The 19,193-nt window shown below is 53.3% G+C and carries 18 protein-coding genes; 11 read left to right on the plus strand and 7 right to left on the minus strand.

Translation table 11 applies throughout. The features are described 5' to 3' along the window. Positions 1 to 264: 264 nt before the first annotated feature. The 3 genes from AUQ43_RS16745 to AUQ43_RS16755 are packed head-to-tail and all read right to left on the minus strand — an operon-like array spanning position 265 to position 2,730. Entirely contained in the window at positions 265 to 783 is a 519-nt protein-coding gene (locus tag AUQ43_RS16745) for a DUF934 domain-containing protein (RefSeq protein WP_062957460.1), read from the minus strand. Beyond that, the gene (locus AUQ43_RS16750; protein ID WP_062957461.1) at positions 770 to 2,425 is read right to left on the minus strand and encodes a nitrite/sulfite reductase; all 1,656 of its coding nucleotides are present in this window, start codon (positions 2,423 to 2,425) and stop codon (positions 770 to 772) included. Before AUQ43_RS16750 ends, AUQ43_RS16745 begins: the two co-directional genes overlap by 14 nt. Before the next feature lie 11 nt (positions 2,426 to 2,436). Beyond that, positions 2,437 to 2,730 carry a DUF2849 domain-containing protein gene (locus tag AUQ43_RS16755; protein WP_062957462.1) on the minus strand — a complete coding sequence of 98 codons (294 nt, stop codon included), beginning with the start codon at positions 2,728 to 2,730 and terminating at the stop codon, positions 2,437 to 2,439. A gap of 216 nt (positions 2,731 to 2,946) precedes the next feature. Between AUQ43_RS16755 and AUQ43_RS16760 the strand changes: the two genes are divergently transcribed. Then, positions 2,947 to 3,363 carry a DUF1489 family protein gene (locus AUQ43_RS16760; RefSeq protein ID WP_062957463.1) on the plus strand — a complete coding sequence of 139 codons (417 nt, stop codon included), beginning with the start codon at positions 2,947 to 2,949 and terminating at the stop codon, positions 3,361 to 3,363. A gap of 2 nt (positions 3,364 to 3,365) precedes the next feature. Here AUQ43_RS16760 and AUQ43_RS16765 read toward each other — a convergent pair whose 3' ends face one another. Then, complete coding sequence (locus AUQ43_RS16765; RefSeq protein ID WP_062957464.1) at positions 3,366 to 4,313, minus strand: transcriptional regulator GcvA; 948 nt, start codon at positions 4,311 to 4,313, stop codon at positions 3,366 to 3,368. Positions 4,314 to 4,451: 138 nt separating this feature from the next. Between AUQ43_RS16765 and AUQ43_RS20155 the strand changes: the two genes are divergently transcribed. The 3 genes from AUQ43_RS20155 (at position 4,452) to AUQ43_RS16775 (ending at position 6,981) form a co-directional block, all read left to right on the plus strand. Next, on the plus strand, positions 4,452 to 4,694 hold the full coding sequence (locus AUQ43_RS20155; protein ID WP_114129888.1) for a DUF1127 domain-containing protein: 243 nt from the start codon (positions 4,452 to 4,454) through the stop codon (positions 4,692 to 4,694). Positions 4,695 to 4,936: 242 nt separating this feature from the next. Next, positions 4,937 to 5,989, plus strand: coding sequence for a polyphosphate kinase 2 (ppk2, locus tag AUQ43_RS16770; protein WP_062957465.1), 1,053 nt, complete (start codon positions 4,937 to 4,939; stop codon positions 5,987 to 5,989). Between the two features lie 122 nt (positions 5,990 to 6,111). After that, positions 6,112 to 6,981, plus strand: a complete 870-nt coding sequence (locus AUQ43_RS16775; protein ID WP_062957466.1) for an NAD(P)-dependent oxidoreductase — start codon at positions 6,112 to 6,114, stop codon at positions 6,979 to 6,981. Positions 6,982 to 7,064: 83 nt separating this feature from the next. On the opposite strand, the gene AUQ43_RS16780 is transcribed toward AUQ43_RS16775, so the two are convergent. Continuing rightward, entirely contained in the window at positions 7,065 to 8,561 is a 1,497-nt protein-coding gene (locus tag AUQ43_RS16780; protein WP_232310722.1) for a S41 family peptidase, read from the minus strand. Between the two features lie 380 nt (positions 8,562 to 8,941). Between AUQ43_RS16780 and AUQ43_RS16785 the strand changes: the two genes are divergently transcribed. Then, on the plus strand, positions 8,942 to 10,708 hold the full coding sequence (locus AUQ43_RS16785; RefSeq protein ID WP_062957467.1) for an acyl-CoA dehydrogenase: 1,767 nt from the start codon (positions 8,942 to 8,944) through the stop codon (positions 10,706 to 10,708). On the opposite strand, the gene AUQ43_RS20465 is transcribed toward AUQ43_RS16785, so the two are convergent. Beyond that, positions 10,705 to 10,965, minus strand: a complete 261-nt coding sequence (locus AUQ43_RS20465; RefSeq protein ID WP_181838572.1) for a hypothetical protein — start codon at positions 10,963 to 10,965, stop codon at positions 10,705 to 10,707. The two genes, AUQ43_RS16785 and AUQ43_RS20465, sit on opposite strands and share 4 nt — an antisense overlap. A 1-nt stretch (position 10,966) precedes the next feature. Between AUQ43_RS20465 and lptF the strand changes: the two genes are divergently transcribed. From lptF to rsmA, 6 genes are read left to right on the plus strand one after another with little or no spacing between them, the layout of a single operon-like run. After that, positions 10,967 to 12,040 (plus strand): LPS export ABC transporter permease LptF, encoded by a 1,074-nt coding sequence (lptF, locus tag AUQ43_RS16795; protein WP_232310732.1) that lies wholly within the window; start codon positions 10,967 to 10,969, stop codon positions 12,038 to 12,040. Continuing rightward, a complete protein-coding gene (gene lptG / locus AUQ43_RS16800; RefSeq protein ID WP_062957470.1) occupies positions 12,037 to 13,140 on the plus strand; it encodes an LPS export ABC transporter permease LptG in 1,104 nt (367 codons plus the stop codon). The genes lptF and lptG overlap by 4 nt, the downstream gene beginning before the upstream one ends. Positions 13,141 to 13,143: 3 nt before the next feature. Further along, positions 13,144 to 15,330 (plus strand): LPS-assembly protein LptD, encoded by a 2,187-nt coding sequence (locus AUQ43_RS16805; RefSeq protein ID WP_062957471.1) that lies wholly within the window; start codon positions 13,144 to 13,146, stop codon positions 15,328 to 15,330. A 6-nt stretch (positions 15,331 to 15,336) separates the two neighbouring features. Continuing rightward, on the plus strand, positions 15,337 to 16,617 hold the full coding sequence (locus AUQ43_RS16810) for a peptidylprolyl isomerase (RefSeq protein WP_062957472.1): 1,281 nt from the start codon (positions 15,337 to 15,339) through the stop codon (positions 16,615 to 16,617). 24 nt (positions 16,618 to 16,641) lie between these two features. Next, entirely contained in the window at positions 16,642 to 17,658 is a 1,017-nt protein-coding gene (pdxA, locus tag AUQ43_RS16815) for a 4-hydroxythreonine-4-phosphate dehydrogenase PdxA (RefSeq protein WP_062957473.1), read from the plus strand. Positions 17,659 to 17,663: 5 nt separating this feature from the next. Beyond that, entirely contained in the window at positions 17,664 to 18,533 is an 870-nt protein-coding gene (rsmA, locus tag AUQ43_RS16820; RefSeq protein WP_062957474.1) for a 16S rRNA (adenine(1518)-N(6)/adenine(1519)-N(6))-dimethyltransferase RsmA, read from the plus strand. Positions 18,534 to 18,556: 23 nt separating this feature from the next. Here rsmA and gmk read toward each other — a convergent pair whose 3' ends face one another. After that, the gene (gmk, locus tag AUQ43_RS16825; protein WP_062957475.1) at positions 18,557 to 19,189 is read right to left on the minus strand and encodes a guanylate kinase; all 633 of its coding nucleotides are present in this window, start codon (positions 19,187 to 19,189) and stop codon (positions 18,557 to 18,559) included. Positions 19,190 to 19,193 lie beyond the last annotated feature (4 nt).

Below are 19,193 nucleotides of genomic sequence, written 5' to 3' on the forward strand. Positions count from 1 at the left end.
ACTATCTCACTATTCTTTATTGACTGTAACCCTACCCTTACGGGGCGTCATATACGTGCAGGAAATTCATATATGCATACCATGACATATAGGTTTTAGTGACTATAGAAAAACCTCGAAGTAATTGTTTTGTAATATTTTTCGAAACCACGGCCACTGCTATATGTTCGCCAAAACACAAAAAAAGGGGCCCCCTTTGCAGGCGCCCCTTGGTCGAAATTCCACGGCCTGCTCGACCATGGTATTAAGTATGGTATTACGATTCTAAGACTGCAACGCGGCGCGACGACGTTCGCGCAGGGATTGTGCCGTTGCCCGACCATCACCGGTCGGCTGATAATAAACCGACATTTCCTTGAGCGCGGCGCGCACCTTGTTCAGGGCGATGTCACCTTCAACGTTAAGGTCATAGGAATCAAAGCCGCAACGGTGCATATAAAGGATTTGGTCGCGCAGGACGTCACCAACTGCCCGAAGCTCGCCCGTGAAGCCCATACGTTCGCGCAGCACCCGGGCATAGGAATATCCACGACCATCCGTGTAGGCCGGGAAATTGACCGTGATGATCGACAGACGATCAAGATCATCTGCCAGATCTTCCGGCGCATCCCCCGGGTTCAGCTGAACACCAAGACCTCCGTTACGCCCCAATAGGCTGTCACGTTCTTCCTTGAAACGTGCAAGCGGCACGATCAGGTTTTCATCGCTTGATGGCAGATCGCCTTCGGCGTCAACCGTGATCCACTCCTGTTCGATCAGGCTGTCATTTTTAACGATCGCCATAAAGAACCTCCTTGAACGGATCCATGCCAACACGCCGATAGGTGTCGATGAAGCGCTCACCGCTTTCGCGGATATCAATATACTTGGTCACGAGGCTTTCGATGGCATCGACCACCTCGGCCTCAGAGAAACCGGCACCGGCAATCTTGCCAATCGAGGCATCCTGGCTGGCATCGCCGCCAAGGGTGATCTGATAGAATTCCTTGCCGCGTTTATCGAGGCCAAGAATACCAATGTGGCCAACGTGGTGATGTCCGCAAGCATTGATACAGCCGGAAATCTTGATCTTGAGTTCGCCAATATCATGTTGGCGATCAAGATCACCAAAGCGTTCGGAAATCCGCTGTGAAAGCGGGATCGAACGCGCAGTGGCAAGTGCGCAATAATCAAGTCCCGGGCAGGAGATGATATCGGTCACATAACCAAGGTTTGCCGTGCCAAGTTCTGCGGCGTCCAGTTCGCTCCAAAGTGCGAACAGGTCGGCCTTTTTGACATGCGGCAGAACAAGGTTCTGTTCATGGGTCACGCGAACATCGGCAAAGCTGTATTTTTCCGAAAGATCGGCAACCAGTTCCATCTGTGTATCGGTCGCGTCCCCGGGAATGCCGCCAATCGGTTTCAGCGAGACGTTTGCAATCGCATAGCCCGGCTGTTTATGTTCGATCACATTCGAACGCACCCAGTTGGCGAAACGACGGTTTTCCGCTTTGTGGCGTTCGAAGTCGGTGTCGTCGTCAGACATGGCTTCAAACGCCGGCGGTGCGAACTGTTCGATGTAATGGGCGATTTCCGCATCATCAACGCGCAGCGACCCGTCCTTGATCTGGGTCCATTCCTCTTCGACAAGCTCGCGGATTTTATCAATGCCTTCCTCGTGAACGAGGATCTTGATACGTGCCTTGTACTTGTTATCGCGACGGCCAAAGCGGTTATAAACGCGCAGGATGGCTTCGAGATACGAGAACAGATCATTCTTGCCGATGAAGTCGCGAATGGTCTTGCCTACAAACGGCGTGCGACCAAGGCCACCGCCCACGATAACTTCAAAGCCGGTCTCGCCCGCATCATTCTGATGCATGCGAAGACCGATATCGTGCACTTTCACGGCCGCACGGTCATTTGGCGATCCGGTAACAGCGATCTTGAACTTACGCGGAAGGTAAGTGAATTCCGGATGGAAGGTCGACCACTGACGGATCAGTTCGCAATAAGGGCGTGGATCTTCGATTTCATCGGCCGCGGCACCGGCATACTGGTCAGTCGTCGTGTTACGAATGCAGTTGCCCGATGTCTGGATGGCGTGCATTTCGACCTTGGCAAGGTCCAGCAACGCGTCGGGAATTTCATCAAGTTTCGGCCAGTTATACTGGATGTTCTGGCGCGTGGTGAAATGGCCATAGCCCTTGTCATATTTACGCGCAATCATGCCAAGCTGGCGAAGCTGGTCGGCGCGCAGCGTGCCATAGGGAACGGCAACGCGCAGCATATAGGCATGAAGCTGCAGATACACACCGTTCATCAGGCGGAGCGGACGGAACTGTTCCTCGGTAATGTCACCGGCAAGGCGGCGTTTCACCTGTTCGCGGAACTGTTCAGTGCGTTCATGAACAAGCTGGCGGTCAAAATCGTCATAACGATACATGGGGTCTCTCCTTATACCGCCTGATAGCCAAGGTCCTCGCGGACACTCGGGCCTTTGGTGCGCAGAACTTCGCGGTATTTTGTCGGCACGAGATCCGCGCCCTGCTGTTCGACATCAATCAGATACGGCCCGACAATCACTGTGTCGAGTTCGGGCGCACTTGCCTCGGCCAGAAGCGCGTTTGCGGCTTCCTTGTCTTCGGCGGTGCGGGCATCGTTGATGTTTTCGCTCCAGCTACCATCGCTGGTCAGGAACACCACCAACCCGTCTTCCAGACGGTTTGCCGTGACAACTTGCAGGGACATTCGGTTCTCTCAGCCTGTAAATCTCTCGGGTTTGGTCCTGGCACGGACCTTTTCTGCACCAGAATTTGGCTGATTACCCCTTATTGGTCAAGTTTTTTTGTGAAATAACATATACTACACTTAATTAAGTGTTTTAATAATCCGCTATTGACCGTTTGACGTACGGGTTCTACCTCATCAGTCATCGAACACCAAAGCACAAGAAACCTTCCTGATATGCCTTTGAACATCATCAAACTGAGTGTCGGCACGGATAGCCCCGAAAGCCTGAAGGAATGGCAGACCTATTTTCAGGCCATGCATGGACGGATCTTTCACACCACACGCATGACACCCAAGCGCAAGACCGAGATTCTTGATGGTGGATCAATTTACTGGGTCATCAAGGGTGCTGTGCGCTGCCGCCAGCGGGTGATTGATCTTGAAGAATTCGTCAACGAGGAAGGCACGAAATATTGCCGCATCGTGCTGGATGACGAACTGATTGCCACGCGCCCCTACCCGCATCGTGCGTTTCAGGGATGGCGTTATTTCCCCGATGACAAATGCCCGCCCGATGAAAAACAGGGTGGCGGCACCGACGCCCTGCCCGATGATATGGCCGATGAATTGCGTGACCTTGGGTTAATCTGAGATCAGCCCTCCACAGGGGCGTCCGCCTCATCCGGATCAATTTCGCGCAAGGTCTCAGCCACTTCATTTTTAAGCCAGCTGACAAATGCCTTTACGCGCGGACGTCGAAGGTGCTCTTCCGGGTAAACCAGATAATATGCCCCGCTTGATGCAACACTTTGCGCAAAAGGCCGCACAAGATTGCCTGCCGCCAGATCAAGCGCAGCCAGGCTTGTGCGCGCCATGGCAATCCCCTGCCCCATAAGGGCAGCCTGAATGACCATGTCGCCGGAGTTAAATCGAAGACCGCGGCTGACATCGACACCTTCGGCACCGACGCCGTCGAGCCAGAATTCCCAATCGGCGGCATGTGGATGATCCATAAAGGTGGTGGCATCATGAAGCAATTGGTGCCCGGCGACATCGGCGGGGGTTTTCAGTTCCGGATTGGCGGCAAGATAGGCAGGGCTGCAAACCGGGAAGGACTCGTCACGCATCAGCATCTCGCAAACCAGTCCGGGATAATGACCACTGCCAAACCGAACAGCCAGATCAATGCCCTCAGTGCGCAGATCAACCAGCCGGTCATCTGCATGAATGCGCACATCAATATCAGGGTATGCATCACGGAAATGCCCCAGACGCGGCACCAGCCATTTCACGGCAAAACTTTGCAAGACACTGACGGTAACCACCCCGGTTTCCTCGACCCGGGTCAGGCGTTCGATCTCGTCAGCGATCCTTGAAAATCCTGCTGTGGTTGCCTGCGCCAGCTGTGCACCTTCTTCGGTCAGATGGATCTGACGTGGCAGCCGATGAAACAGCTTGAACCCCAGATACTCCTCAAGTTGCCGGACCTGCTGGCTGACCGCCCCCTGTGTGACAAACAGTTCTTCGGCTGCTTTTGTAAAGCTCAGATGGCGGGCGGCGGCATCAAAGGCGCGCACGGATTGCAAGGGCGGAAGCCGCATAAGATCCACTCCAAATCTATGGATTAGAAATTCTAATCCGTTTGATCAGAAATACTCGTTTGTTCTTCACAAGATATAGCCGCAATATCATCTCAACAGCAATCATTGCATTAGCAATATTAACTCATGGAGAGAATGATGGCTTACTCGCTTAGCCCTGCTCCTTCTGCCGTGGAGCGCCAGTCCAGAGCACATATCCGCTCGTTCTTCGCCACCGTTTTTGGCCGCCTGAATGATTTTAACAACCGGTTTGAACGGCTCCGTGCAGCGCGTAAAGAACGCTGCACTCTACTTAGTCTGAGTGATCATCTGCTTTCGGATATCGGTATTACTCGCGCCCAGGCTGAAGAAGAATACCGCAAGTCTTTAAGACTGCGCTAATCCCGCACAGGATCTGTCCTGAAGCACCTCGCCCCCACGGAACAGCACGCAAGACAGATCCACCCTTCGTGCCACCGCACACCCTGCCGACCGCCCGATCAATGCCCCACATTGATCGGGCTTTTTTATACGCAACACATCAGTGCCCGCATTTCCCGCTATTTGATCCATTGCATTGCGACAGGCCGATTTATCGCGCAGAGTTATGGCGATATCTCGTTACAAATGACGGAACGCGGCGCATGACAGCGGAAAAGAAAACGCCAAAAAAGATTGGCAAAACGACTCAGGATGACGCAACTGATGCGTTGGCCAATGCCACGCGGCGCACAGCCAAAAGCCGGTCCGCTGCCAATCGCACCGATGCCCTGTCCACCCTTGATAGCGAAGCAAAAGATCGGTTCTTGCTGGATTCCGAAAACATGACGATGGACCGGCTTGACGACTTGCCGTCTGCCGCAGGCAAAGCAAGCAGTCAGAACCTTGGCAACATCCCCGACGACAAGCTTCCGCCTGATATCGACCTTGATCCCAAGGCGCAGGCAAAGAAGATGCGTGGCAAGCAATATCTGGAACTGATTGCACCACTTCATATTGAACTTCTGAAACTTCAAAACTGGATCAAGGCCGAGAACCTCAAATCCCTGATCATATTTGAAGGCCGAGATGCCGCAGGCAAAGGTGGCACGATCAAACGGTTTACCGAACACCTCAATCCGCGCGGCGCCCGGATCGTTGCGCTTGGCAAGCCCAACGACCGCGAACTGACACAATGGTATTTCCAGCGCTATGTCGAACACCTTCCAAGTGGCGGGGAAATCGCGCTGTTTGACCGGTCCTGGTATAACCGGGCGATGGTCGAACGGGTTATGGGATTTTGCAGCATGTTTGATGTCAGTGAATTCCTGCAATCCGTGCCGGAACTTGAACGTATGCTGATCCGATCCGGTATTCACATGACAAAGTTCTATTTCTCGGTCAGCAAGAAGGAACAGGCGCGACGCTTCAAACAGCGTCAGACCGACCCGCTCAAACAATGGAAGCTGAGCCCGGTTGATCTGGCATCCCAAAACCTGTGGGACTCCTATACCGAAGCCAAACGCGACATGTTCTTCCATACCTCGACCACCGACAGCCCATGGGTCATTGTGAAATCTGATGACAAGAAACGTGCACGCATCAATGCCATTCGTTTCTATCTGTCACAGTTTGATTACCCCGGGAAACGACCGGAAATTCTGGTTTATGACCGCCGGATCATCCACAGCGTGGCCGAAGAACTTGACGAGGACTAGGGACATTCAAACTGTCTGGTCTTCCAGATCGTGAAAACATTGTCACGGTCACATTTGCGTTCATTGACATTGCCATCACTGCAACCTTTACTGGATGAACATAAACCTTCGGGAGGCAAACGATGGCAAAATGTGCATTTATCGGTCTGGGTGTCATGGGATATCCGATGGCCGGTCACCTGCAAAAAGCAGGTCACGACGTTACCGTGTATAACCGTACCGCCGCAAAGGCGGACAAGTGGGTTTCCGAATTTGGTGGATCGTCCGCCCCGACCCCGGCCGAGGCAGCAAAGGGCGCGGAGTTCGTCTTTTCCTGTGTTGGCAATGATGATGATCTGCGCAGCGTGATGCTGAGCGATGGTGGTATGTTTGCCGGCATGGACAAGGGTTCTGTCCTTATTGACAACACCACCGCGTCCGCAGATGTCGCGCGCGAACTGTATGCCGCGGCCAAGGATATGGGCATCTCATTCATCGACGCCCCGGTTTCCGGTGGTCAGGCGGGTGCGGAAAACGGTGTTTTGACCGTCATGTGTGGCGGCGACCAAGATGCATTTGATCGCGCTGCCCCGATCATTGATGCCTTTGCAAAATCCTGCAAACTGATGGGCGAAAGCGGTGCGGGACAGTTGACCAAGATGGTCAACCAGATCTGCATTGCCGGTCTGGTTCAGGGCCTTTCCGAAGGGGTCAATTTCGGCGTTAAGGCTGGCCTTGATATGGAGAAGGTTCTGGATGTGATTTCCAAGGGTGCCGCGGGAAGCTGGCAAATGGAAAACCGCGGCAGCACCATGGTTGAGAACAAGTTCGACTTCGGCTTTGCGGTTGACTGGATGCGCAAGGATCTGGGCATTTGCCTTGAGGAATCCAAACGCAACGGTGCCCGCCTGCCGGTCACAGCCCTTGTGGATCAGTTCTATGCTCAGGTGCAGGAACGCGGCGGCAATCGCTGGGATACCTCCAGCCTGATTGACCTGCTGTCACGCGGCTAAAACACCCGCACCTTAAAGATTGAGACAAAAGAAAAGCGCGGCCTGATGGGCTGCGCTTTTCGCATTGATATAGTGTTCGGCGGTTACAGACCGGCGCGCAATAGTGGCTCTACCTGATTGCGGTAATTGGCCAGCGGGCCGTTATCGAAATAGCCGACAGCACACTCAAGAACGGAATCCCGTGGCGGTTCCTCACCCTCTGCCAGGCTTTCCTCAAGGTTATCGCGGCTCGATTTGCCAAGACGTTCGATCTCGATATCCTGCTCGCAGGTTGTCGCTTCAAGCGTTGCAAGAGACTGACGTGGATCGCGACGGCGCGACGGCAAGGCGTGCTCAAGATCAATCTCACGCTCGAACTCTTCGGCATCAGCCAGTACGACCTCGATATCGGGGATCACACCATGGCCCTGCACGATGTGGTTTTCCGGCGTGGTGTAATATCCGGTGGTGATTTTAAGCCCACCGCCCGAGGTTAGCGGCATAATCCGCTGCATGGAGCCTTTGCCAAAGGATCGCTCGCCAATGATGATGCCGCGCCCGTTTTCACGAAGGGCGGCTGCCATCAATTCCGCACCTGATGCCGACCCGCGATCAAGCAAGATCGCCATTGGAACATCTTCAAAGAAATCGGAACGATCCGCTTCGTAACTGCGCAGTTTCCGCTCGCCGCGCCCTTCGGTCGCGACTATCAGTCCATCTTGCAGGAACTGGTCTGCAATGTCGGCGGCACTATCGAGCAACCCGCCCGGATTGCGGCGTAAATCAACGATGACCCCGCGCAGCGATGCAATCCGGTCTTCGAGTTCGCGCAGGTATTCCTGAGTCTGATCAAGTGTCGTGGCATCGAAACGAGACACACGGATATAGCCAATATCCTGATCAATGATGCTTGCTGTAACAGACGGCACTTCAATCCGTGCGCGCTTTACAGTGACATCAAAGCTGTCCTCAACACGTTTAATCGTCAGCGTCACCGGATCACCGACGCGACCGCGCATACGCCGGACGGCTTCCGAGATTGGCTCTCCGACCATGTGATAGCCATCAATATGCGTAATACGGTCGTCAGGGCGAAGGCCGGCACGGGCGGCGGGCGTGTCATCAATCGGCGAGACAATCCGGATGCGTTTTTCATCATCAAGCGCAATGACAATGCCGACACCAGCAAAGCTGCCTTCAGTACTTTCCTGCAGGCGGCGGAACATGTCATCCGTCATATAGGCGCTATGCGGGTCAAGATCATGTAACCCGTCATCAAGAACCGCACCTACGACACCAAGCGGTGATGTATCATCGGTCTCGAGTTCGCCAAGCACGGCGATGCTGTTATCAATAAACGCTATTCGGTCGATTTTTTCGACATATGTCTCGGACAGAACCTGAAGTGCTTCGACATACAGCTTGTCAGCATGAGCAAATTGTTCCGCACTCGCACCTGCGGTTACGCTGGCACGGTAGGCATCAAGAAATCTGCGTTCTTCATCGCTTGGCCATGCCGGTCCAGCACACGCCACCAGTCTTGTTCCGGCGAACGAAATCAGCACCGCAAACAAAATTGGCAATATTCCTTTACGCAGCAACAGCTTGCTCCTGTCCTTCGATACAATCGACCGGATTGTCATCCGTTTTCTTTTTGACGTGTTCAACAGTAAGTCTAGCCTGCCTTTTTTCGATTGGCGACCCCCGGATGCGCAATAGTTGACTAATCACGCAACTTTTACCTGTTGAACACATCAAACACCGGCCTTTGCAACATATCGGAAGCATTTCGTCGTTTCGCCAGTGGTCAAATGCGGAACAACTGGTTCAACCAATGTTGAATACATCCTTTGGCAATATCTGACGAAACTGACTCGATCTTAAATCCCCGGATCGTTATGCTACCACCCAACAAATAAAGTTGGCACAAAGCCGACTGTTCCGAGCGGGCGGCTCATAATTCAGGGAGACGTCTTTTTTCATGAGCGACTTTAGCCCACCCATCTCAGATATACGCTTTCTGATTCATGACGTGATTGGTCTTGATACCGTGTCCAGGCTGCCGCCATTTGGCGAAACAAGCCCGGATCTGGTTGACGCAATCCTTGAAGAAGCAGGAAAGTTTGCTGCCTCTGTTCTCTCACCGTTAAATCGGATCGGTGATCAGGAAGGCGCAAAACTTCTTGCAGACGGCACGGTTGGCACGCCCACGGGCTGGAAAGAGGCCTATGCCCAGTTTTGCGAAGGCGGCTGGCAAGGAATTTCTGCCCCCGAAAGCGAAGGCGGCATGGGGTTGCCGATCTTGCTTGGCGCGGCAGTTGCCGAAATGTGGCAGTCCGCCAACATGGCGTTTGCATTGTGCCCGATGCTTACATCCGGTGCGATTGAAGCCTTGACTGCGCATGGTTCGGAACAGCAACGTAAACTGTATCTGTCGCGTCTTGTCTCCGGTGAATGGACCGGCACCATGAACCTGACAGAACCGCAAGCCGGTTCCGATCTTTCAAAGGTTCGCAGCACGGCAATCCTGCAAGATGACGGGACCTACAAGGTTTCTGGCCAGAAAATTTTCATCACCTATGGCGATCACGAGATGACCGAGAATATCGTGCATCTCGTTTTGGCCCGCACACCCGATGCGCCCGCCGGGGTCAAGGGCATTTCGCTGTTTATCGTTCCGAAGTATCTGGTTTCGGATAACGGAGAAATCGGCGCGCGTAATGACGTGACCTGCGTGTCGCTTGAACACAAACTTGGCATTCACGCCAGCCCAACCGCGGTTTTGCAGTTCGGAGATAACGGAGGTGCTACCGGCTACCTGATTGGCGAAGAAGGCAAGGGATTGGCCTATATGTTCACGATGATGAACAATGCCCGCCTTGCAGTTGGCCAACAAGGTGTCGCCATTTCCGAGCGCGCCTTTCAACAGGCTCTTGAATATGCCAACACACGAAAACAGGGCCGAGACAGCAAAACGGGCGAAGAAGCGCCGATCGCAGTTCATGGAGATTTGCAGCGTATGCTGATGCGCATGCGCTCATCCACCGAGGCGGCACGCGCGCTTTCACTTTACACGGCGAGCCAGCTTGATCTTGCCCATCATTTGTCTGACGCAGATGAGCGTGCCGCTGCGCAGGCCCGCGCAGACCTTCTCATTCCGCTTGTGAAAGCGTGGTCGACCGACCTTGGGGTCGAGAATGCTTCGCTTGGGATACAAGTGCACGGTGGCATGGGCTTTATCGAGGAAACCGGTGCGGCGCAGCACCTTCGCGACGCCCGCATTGCGCCAATCTATGAGGGCACGAATGGCATTCAATCCCTTGATTTCATAGGACGCAAGGTTTTGCGCGACCAGGCAGGTGCGCTTACAGCATTGCTCACGGAAATCAAGAATACAATCAACGATGTTCGTGAGGACAATGAAGCCACTGAACTTGCCCACGCATGCGATGCGCTTGATCATGCTATTTCCGAACTTGAAGGATCGACAGACATCGTGCTTGAACGCGGCGCGAAAAATGCCGAGATGGCGCAGGTGCTTGCAACTCCTTATTTGCGCCAAGCAGCATTGTGTATTGCCGGCTGGTTGATGCTGCGCTCCCTGCAGATGGTGAAAAAAGCCAGTACACCGGAAGATATGAAATCAGAGAAAACGCAAAGCTGTTTGTTCTTCTTTGGTCAACTTCTACCAGAGGCCGATTTTATGGCCGCCCAGGTCCGCAATTGCACGGACCCGAAGATGCTCTAGGCACAGCCTTGTTTTCGCCGTGCTTCTTGACCAAGGATATGGTGCATCGCCGCTATCAACTGATCAAGGCGGTGCACCCATTCGGCCCCATCCATCAACCCTGCCGTTCTTTGCTGCACTTCTGGCCCAACATTCGGAAATTCCGCAAGATTTCGCCGGATTTGATGACAATTTCCTGTTTCGATTTTCAATTGCTTCTCTATAATCCGCCCAATGAATCGCTTAACCCGATATATGCTGAAACAGCTGTTGATCATGATGGTCTTCGTGACACTGGGTCTCCTCTGTGTCATCTGGCTGTCGCAAAGCTTGCGCTTTGTCGAAATGATCGTGAATCGGGGGCTGTCGATCACCGTATTTTTGCAGCTGACGTCCTTGCTGCTGCCCAGCTTCCTGACGATCATTATTCCGATCGCGTTGTTTTTCGTGATTGTTTTTACCTACAACAAACTCATTCAGGACCGCGAACTGATCATCATGCGCGCAGCCGGGCTTAGCCAGTGGGCTCTCGCAAAACCGGCATTGATGGTGGCGCTGCTTTCGACATCGGTTTGTTACTTTCTCACCCTTTTCTATCTTCCCTACAGTTACGAACAGTTCAAGGAACTGCAGTTTTCAATCAGGAATGATTTTTCGTCGGTTCTCCTGCAGGAAGGCAGCTTTACCGATCTTGACGGATTGACCGTTTATGTGCGTGAGGTTGGCCGGGACAATGAACTGCTTGGCATTCTGGTACATGACGCACGCGATCCCAATGCTCAAACCACAATGATGGCGAAACATGGCGCCCTGGTTAGAACCGACGATGGGCCGCGTATTGTTCTGCTCGATGGCAACCGCCAGGAAGTTGACCCCGAAGACGGCACCATGTCGATCCTGTATTTTGATCGCTATGCCGTGGATATCGCGCTAGGGGGAGCAGATGAAGGCATTCGCTATCAGGAAGCCCGCGAACGCAGCGTCTATAATCTGTTGACCGGAACCCCACCCGACATCGCTCGGCACGATCTCGGGGCGTTCCGAGCAGAAGGACACGATCGCCTGATTTCGCCGCTTAATGCTATCGCCTTTGCTAGCATTGCGTTGGCTGTACTTGTTTCAAGCAGCTTTTCCAGACGTGGCCAAACGGGCAGACTGCTGGCGGCGATTGGTGTGATGGTCTTGAGTCAGGCCTCCGGCATTGCGATGAAAAACCTTGCCGCCAAGAACCCGGCACTTGTTCCGCTGATGTATATGAACGTATTGCTCCCGATTGCTGTCGGACTTTATTGGACATTCCGTGGGCCTGTCGTCAAGGCACGGCGCGCACAAGATCAAGAGGCAGAAGCATGAGGATTTCAACGCTTCTGACCTGGTATTTCGGCAAGCATGTGCTTGTCTCTATTCTGTCAATTTTGGCCCTTTTGATCGGGCTAATCCTCATAGGAGATACGATTGAGCTTCTTCGTCGCGCTGGCAACAAACCAGATGCATCTGTTGGCATTGTAATCCAAATGGCGACTAGTCGTATTCCATTCATGACCGAGAAAGTTCTGCCCTTTGCCGTACTTTTCGGGTCTATGTTCTCGTTCTGGAAGTTGACTGGCAATCAGGAACTGATCGTTACGCGTGCGGCCGGCGTCTCCGCTTGGCAGTTCATGCTGCCACCTATCCTGTGTGCTCTACTGCTTGGTTTTATTCAGGTGGGTGCTCTAAATCCATTGTCCTCCATCCTGCTACAGAAGTACGAAACGCTCGAAGCACGCTATCTGCAAAATAACGCAAGCGTCATGAACCTTTCCTCAAGTGGGCTTTGGCTGCGACAAGGCACACAGGATGGCCAAGCTGTTATCTATGCACGTTCCGTCAACCGGCAGCACGGCGATCAACTCGATCTTCGAGACGTCACAATATTCCGGTTCGAAGATGCCGACAGTTTCACTACTAGGATTGATGCCGGACGTGCGGTACTGGAACCAGGCACTTGGCATTTCTATAATGCATGGACTTTTGTCCCGGGTCAGGCCAGCTCATTCTCAGATGAGTTGATGTTGCCAACCAATCTTACCACCCGGAAAATCCAGGATAGTTTCGCATCGCCAGAAACCATGTCATTCTGGGACCTGAAACCCTTCATCACTTTGCTTGAACGCGCTGGTTTTAACGCAACCCGCCATCGCATTCACTTTCACGGCCTGTTGTCGAGACCTTTACTTTTATGCGCAATGGTTCTGATTGCGGCGGCATTTTGCCTCAAATTTTCTCGACGTCGGCGCGCATCGCTTGTTATCGGTGGTGGTGTCGCAACAGGGTTCATACTCTATTTTTGCACAGACGTAATTTCGGCTTTGGGTGTTTCAGGGGGCATTCCGCCTATTTTATCGGCTTGGGCCCCTGCGGGGATTTCCTTGTTACTCGGGGTCTCCACTTTGCTGCATCTTGAGGATGGCTAGCCTATGGTCATGGCGGGGGGAATGATAAAAAGATTAGCAACAGGCACCATTCTGGGCTGTGGAATTTTCATTGGCGGGGGGCTTGCAAACATGTATCCCGCAATGGCTCAAACAACTGACCCAGAAGTTCGCCAACCAGCCCCGGCGATTCTGTTTAGCGCAGATGAGGTTGATTACAATCAGGATCTTCAAACAGTCACCGCACGCGGGAATGTCGAAATCTCACGCGAAGGCAGGATTTTACTTGCTGATACAGTAAGCTACGACCGTTCACAGGACGTGTTGACGGCTTCGGGAAATGTCAGCATTACCGAGCCAAGCGGCGAAGTGACCTTTGCAAGCCATGTCGAACTGAGTGGTGATTTCAAGGAGGGCATCGTCGAAGACATTTATGTCTTGCTTGACGAAAACACCCGTATCGCCGGATCTGGAGCCCGACGCAGCGGAGGAAACTTCACCGAGATAGCCAAGGCTGTCTACTCCCCTTGCAAGGTTTGCGAAGACAATGGCGGCAATTCAACCCCGCTTTGGCGTATTCGCGCAGCTCGCGTCTTACATGATGCCAATGCCAAAACAGTAGAATATAAAGACGCGCGCCTCGAAGTTGCCGGTGTGCCAATTCTGTACTCGCCCTATTTTCAACACCCCGACCCAACCGTCAAACGCCAATCAGGCCTTCTCGCTCCCTCCTTTGGCAGTACCAGTCATGTTGGTAGCTACTTCAGTCAGCCTTATTACTGGGCGATTGATAAAAGCAAGGACATGACGTTCACTCCCACCTACACAACGGATGAAGGCCCGTTGCTCGCGACAGAATACAGACAACGCTTTGACAGTGGCGAGTTGGAATTCGTCGGCAGTGTGACCAACGACAATGAAGACAAGTGGAAAGGACACATTGACGCAGAAGGTCGGTTCGATATTGATCGAACATGGCGTTGGGGCTTTGATGCCGAGCAAGCGACCGAAAAAACGTACCTGTCGCGCTACGGCTTCGCATCACCATCAGTTCTGACATCCAACATGTTTACCGAAGGTTTTCGTGGCGCAAGCTATACCCGCGCAGACGCGTATTACTTCCAGGGTTTAAAAAGCGATGACGATCGAGACACGACGCCTTTGGTACTGCCGCACATGCAGTTCCACGGACAGTCTTCTCCGGCAAAATACGGAAGTGTCACGACGCTTGACCTCGACGCTTTGTCCCTAACCCGAAAAGAGGGCGCAAATTCACATCGCGTTTCTGCCAAAGCAGGGTGGGAACTTCCGCATGTGGGCACAATGGGAGATGTCACCAAATTGAGCCTCTCTGTCCGCAGCGATAACTACATCGTTTCAGACGTAAGCCGTACCGGCAAGAGCGACTATGACGGCTACGCGGGCCGCATCCTTCCGCTCGCAGCGATCGACTGGCAGATGCCGTTTGTGAGCAACCAGGGTGCATACCATCAGGTTATTACCCCAATGGTGATGGCCGCATGGTCTCCGAACGGTGGCAACCATGATGAAATTCCCAATGAGGACTCCCAATCCTTCGAGTTCGATGACATCAATCTCTTTGCGCATGATCGCTTTGGCGGTCTGGACCGCGCAGAGGATGGTTTTCGGGCGAGTTATGGTCTTGAATGGGGCGTTTATGGGCCTGGTGGAGGCTACACCAGCGCCATGGTCGGCCAAAGCTATCGCGAAAATGCAAACGACACATTTGCGGTCGGCTCAGGTCTTGAGGAACACCTTTCTGATTATGTCGGCAGATTAACTGTTTCTCCAAACCGATATCTTGACCTGACCTATCGTTATCGGTTGGATAATGATGATTTGTCTGCACGCCGCAATCAGGTGATCTTGGACGCTGGCTCTGTTGACACCCTCAGAATCAACACCTCCTACGTACATTTTACGGATGACGCGGGCAGTGAAGAATTTGATGAGCGTGAAGAACTATATTTTCAGGCTGAGCGTCAATTCAATCAATTCTGGTCCGGTCGGGCCTATGGACGTTATGACATAGATCAGTCTGACCCCTTGGAATATGGCGTCGGTTTCGTTTATGAAGATGAGTGCTTCATCTTCGATGGTCGTATTCGCAGAACCTTCTATCAGGATCAGGACCTTGGCGAGTCAGACGAGTTCCTTTTCCGTTTGGTCTTCAAGACCCTTGGCGAGTTTGCATCTGCAGCCGGATTGTAAGTTAAAATGGTTTCCAAATTTTCGATTTCTGCATCCTTGAAAATCTGTGCTGTCATGATAGCCGTCACGCTTTCAATGTTGGCAGCACCAGTTCGCGCCCAGTCCCCTGTTGGCGTCGCGGCGGTGGTGAATGACGATCCGATTTCGATTATTGACCTTGTCGAGCGAATCAAGCTCGTGGCTGTCTCCTCAAATATCGAGATGACGCCCCAGCGCAGGAATGAAATGGCGCCGCAGATTTTGCAGCAGCTGATCAATGAAAAGCTGCAAATGCAGGAAGCAGAGCGTCGTGGTATTGAGGTGAGCGATGAAGAGATCGCACGTGGGAAATCGATAATCGAGCAAAATGCAGGCCTGCCGGATGGCATGCTTGATACCTATCTCGCAGAACGTCAGATCGCCCCGGGAACGCTTGAAAGCCAGATCCGGCCGCAGGTTGCGTGGCAGAAGGTTCTGGGCACCATGCGCAATGAAGTCCAGATTTCCGAATCAGAAATCGACGACAACCTTGAACGCATCATCAGCAATCAGAACAAGCCACGAAATCGGGTGCAGGAGATTTTCCTGCCGGTCGACAATCCCCAAGACAGCACACGTGTATATCAGACCGCACAGGAAATTCTGGATGCGGTGAACCAGGGTGCAGATTTCGGTGGTCTGGCCCGGCAATTCTCCGCAAGTGCCAGTGCCGCCAACGGCGGTGACCTTGGTTGGCTTTACGCCGGTGAAATGGCGAGTGACTTGCAACAGGCAGTCAATCAGCTTCAGCCCGGCGACGTCAGTGCCCCGATCCAGACCATTCGCGGTTACTACATCGTGAAACTGCTGGATCGTCGTGTAGGAGATACCAATGCAGTAACAGACACCCGCCTAGATCTTTATCAGCTGTTCGTACCGATCAATGGCGACATGCCGCAGGATCAAATTGATGCCAAAATCGCCGTTCTGCAAAACACGCGCGAAACTGCCAATAGCTGTGACGCCATGGCAAACGTTGCCGTGGGCCTTGGTTCCGATCTGAGCGGCAAGATGGAGGGCATTTCGCCCGAAGAACTCTCCGGTCCGATCCGGCAGGCCATCGGCAATCTTGAGCAAGGCACGCCATCCAATATTGTTCGCGTTGATGGCGGAGCTCTGATGGTCATGATTTGTAACATCACCGAAGAGAGCAACCTACCCAGCCGTCAAGACATCGAAAACCGTCTGCGGATGGAACGTCTTGATATTCTGGCACGTCGCAAACTTCGTGAACTGCGTCGCCAGGCATTTATTGATATCCGGATCTGATCCGGTCAACAGGACCCAGACAGGATGACAGAAATCGCCCCCATCGCGCTGACCATCGGCGAACCCGGCGGCATCGGGCCGGAGCTTGCGGTCAAGGCATGGCTTCGGCGCACGCAGGATCAAATCGCGCCATTCTGCCTGTTATCCCCTGTCAGCATTGTCAAACACGCAATCACGCAAAGCGGAAGTGACGTTCCGCTGAAGGTTATTGACACGATTGACGAGGCAGCATCAACATTCAAACACGCCTTGCCGGTTCTGGAGGTCGCGGATATTACCACCGATATCGTTTCCGGTATCGCATCGCCGGGAACAGCAAGTGTTGTGATTGAAAGCATCACAACGGCCGTCGAATTGGCAACCAACGGCGACGCGTGTGCAGTCGTTACCAACCCGATCCAGAAAAGCGCACTATATGAAGCGGGTTTCAGCCATCCCGGCCATACCGAGTTTCTGGCGGAACTTGCAGGTCCGGGAACAATTCCGGTCATGATGTTGGCCAACAGCAAGCTGCGTGTTGTTCCGCTGACCATTCACATCGCGCTCAAGGATGTCCCGACACAGTTGACAACTGAGCTGATTGTCGAGCGTTGCCGGATCACGCATCAATCTTTAAAGGATGCTTTCGGGGTCGTATCTCCGCGCCTTGCCATTGCTGGCCTGAACCCGCATGCGGGCGAGGATGGCGCGATGGGCATCGAAGAACAAACCATAATGCACCCCGCGATCGAACAGCTTCGTAGCGAAGGTATTGATGTGATCGGACCACTGCCAGCAGACACCATGTTCCATGAAGAAGCACGGGCGAACTACGATGTGGCACTTTGCCCTTATCACGATCAGGCACTGATACCCGTCAAGACACTCGATTTTCATGGTGGTGTGAATGTCACGCTGGGATTGCCATTTATAAGAACATCACCAGATCATGGCACCGCGCTTGATATCGCGGGCAAAGGCATCGCGCGCCCAGATAGCTTGATCGCAGCACTCAAGATGGCAGCAGAAATGGCAACAAAACGCCTTGCGACGGGAGCCTGACCGACGTGTCAGAAGACAACGACAATACTGGCAAACTTGCCAATGATGGCCTTCCGCCTCTGCGCGAAGTGATCGCAACCCATGATCTTTCGGCACAAAAGAAATTCGGCCAGAACTTCCTTTTTGATTTGAACCTGACCGGGCGCATTGCCCGCGCAGCAGCACCACTTGACGATGCCACCGTAATTGAAATCGGTCCGGGCCCTGGCGGCCTGACGCGTGCGTTGCTGTTTAACGGTGCAAAAAACCTGACCGTGATCGAGCGTGATCCGCGCTGCCAGCCGGTTTTGGAACAGATCAGCAATCATTACCCCGGTGCGCTGCATGTCATTGATGGCGATGCGCTGGACGTCGACGTTACAAAATTGGGCCCGGCCCCGCGCAAGATCGTCGCCAACCTGCCCTACAATGTTGGCACACAGCTATTGCTGGGCTGGTTGATGCAGATTGATCAATTTGCCAGCCTGACCCTGATGTTCCAGAAGGAAGTCGCGGAGCGCGTCGTGGCGGGGCCAAAAACCAAGGCCTATGGGCGTTTATCGGTCCTGTGCCAGTATCTGTGTGACTGTGACATCCTGTTTGATGTCCATCGCAGTGCCTTTACACCACCGCCCAAGGTAACCTCCGCTGTCGTGCAACTCCGGCCCAAGGCAGACCGTGGCACGGACATCAATCTGGATAGCCTGGCCAAAATCACCCAGGCTGCCTTTGGTCAACGGCGTAAAATGCTGCGTGCCAGCTTGAAGACATTAAACGTCAATGTCGGAGAATTGCTTGCAAAGGCTGGCATTACCGAAACGGTGCGAGCAGAGGAACTGAGTGTCGCGGACTTCGTTCGCCTCACACTGGTCCATGATGAAATGGCCGCTTCTTAAAGCGGCCATTCTCGTATCCGATATCAATCGGTCAGAAGCTTTTTGACAAAGTCCGGCAGGCCCGTTTGACGTTCGCGTTTGATGCGTTCGGCGCCAATGATGTGCCGAACATCATCAATGCAACGATCAAGATCGTCATTGATCAGCACATAGTCAAATTCTTCCCAATGGCTGATCTCCGCCCCGGCCTTGGCCATACGTTTCATAATCACGTCATCGGCATCCTGCCCGCGATCACGCAGGCGGCGCTCCAGTTCACCCGATGAAGGCGGCAGGATAAAGACCGACACAACATCGTCTCCGCCCTTGTCGCGCAGTTGGCGGGCACCCTGCCAGTCGATGTCAAACAGCACGTCACGGCCTTCCGAAAGCGCCTTTTCAACCGGTCCAATGGGCGTCCCATAGTAATTGCCAAACACTTCTGCCCATTCAAGCAGTTCGTCATCGGCGATCATATGTTTGAATTCATCAACCGATTTGAAAAAGTAGTGGGTGCCTTCTTGTTCACCGGGGCGGGCCGCACGCGTTGTTGCCGACACAGACAAGGAGATCTTATCGTCGTTTTCTAGCAACTGACGGGTGATTGTCGTTTTACCGGCACCCGACGGGGCACAGAAAACCAGCATCACGCCACGGCGGTTATGCGGATCAGTCATCAAG

Source organism: Thalassospira sp. MCCC 1A01148 (genome assembly GCF_001613795.1).
In the GTDB taxonomy this organism is placed as follows: domain Bacteria; phylum Pseudomonadota; class Alphaproteobacteria; order Rhodospirillales; family Thalassospiraceae; genus Thalassospira.

What these genes read in the sequence shown, in the direction of transcription:
- AUQ43_RS16745 (WP_062957460.1), bottom strand. Translation starts at nt 783, where the DNA reads ATGGCGATCGTTAAAAATGACAGCCTGATCGAACAGGAGTGGATCACG.
- AUQ43_RS16810 (WP_062957472.1), top strand. Translation starts at nt 15,337, where the DNA reads ATGGTTTCCAAATTTTCGATTTCTGCATCCTTGAAAATCTGTGCTGTC.
- ppk2 (WP_062957465.1), top strand. Translation starts at nt 4,937, where the DNA reads ATGACAGCGGAAAAGAAAACGCCAAAAAAGATTGGCAAAACGACTCAG.
- AUQ43_RS20155 (WP_114129888.1), top strand. Translation starts at nt 4,452, where the DNA reads ATGGCTTACTCGCTTAGCCCTGCTCCTTCTGCCGTGGAGCGCCAGTCC.
- pdxA (WP_062957473.1), top strand. Translation starts at nt 16,642, where the DNA reads ATGACAGAAATCGCCCCCATCGCGCTGACCATCGGCGAACCCGGCGGC.
- AUQ43_RS20465 (WP_181838572.1), bottom strand. Translation starts at nt 10,965, where the DNA reads ATGATCAACAGCTGTTTCAGCATATATCGGGTTAAGCGATTCATTGGG.
- AUQ43_RS16755 (WP_062957462.1), bottom strand. Translation starts at nt 2,730, where the DNA reads ATGTCCCTGCAAGTTGTCACGGCAAACCGTCTGGAAGACGGGTTGGTG.
- AUQ43_RS16765 (WP_062957464.1), bottom strand. Translation starts at nt 4,313, where the DNA reads ATGCGGCTTCCGCCCTTGCAATCCGTGCGCGCCTTTGATGCCGCCGCC.
- gmk (WP_062957475.1), bottom strand. Translation starts at nt 19,189, where the DNA reads ATGACTGATCCGCATAACCGCCGTGGCGTGATGCTGGTTTTCTGTGCC.
- lptF (WP_232310732.1), top strand. Translation starts at nt 10,967, where the DNA reads ATGGTCTTCGTGACACTGGGTCTCCTCTGTGTCATCTGGCTGTCGCAA.
- AUQ43_RS16805 (WP_062957471.1), top strand. Translation starts at nt 13,144, where the DNA reads ATGGTCATGGCGGGGGGAATGATAAAAAGATTAGCAACAGGCACCATT.
- AUQ43_RS16750 (WP_062957461.1), bottom strand. Translation starts at nt 2,425, where the DNA reads ATGTATCGTTATGACGATTTTGACCGCCAGCTTGTTCATGAACGCACT.
- lptG (WP_062957470.1), top strand. Translation starts at nt 12,037, where the DNA reads ATGAGGATTTCAACGCTTCTGACCTGGTATTTCGGCAAGCATGTGCTT.
- AUQ43_RS16785 (WP_062957467.1), top strand. Translation starts at nt 8,942, where the DNA reads ATGAGCGACTTTAGCCCACCCATCTCAGATATACGCTTTCTGATTCAT.
- AUQ43_RS16760 (WP_062957463.1), top strand. Translation starts at nt 2,947, where the DNA reads ATGCCTTTGAACATCATCAAACTGAGTGTCGGCACGGATAGCCCCGAA.
- AUQ43_RS16775 (WP_062957466.1), top strand. Translation starts at nt 6,112, where the DNA reads ATGGCAAAATGTGCATTTATCGGTCTGGGTGTCATGGGATATCCGATG.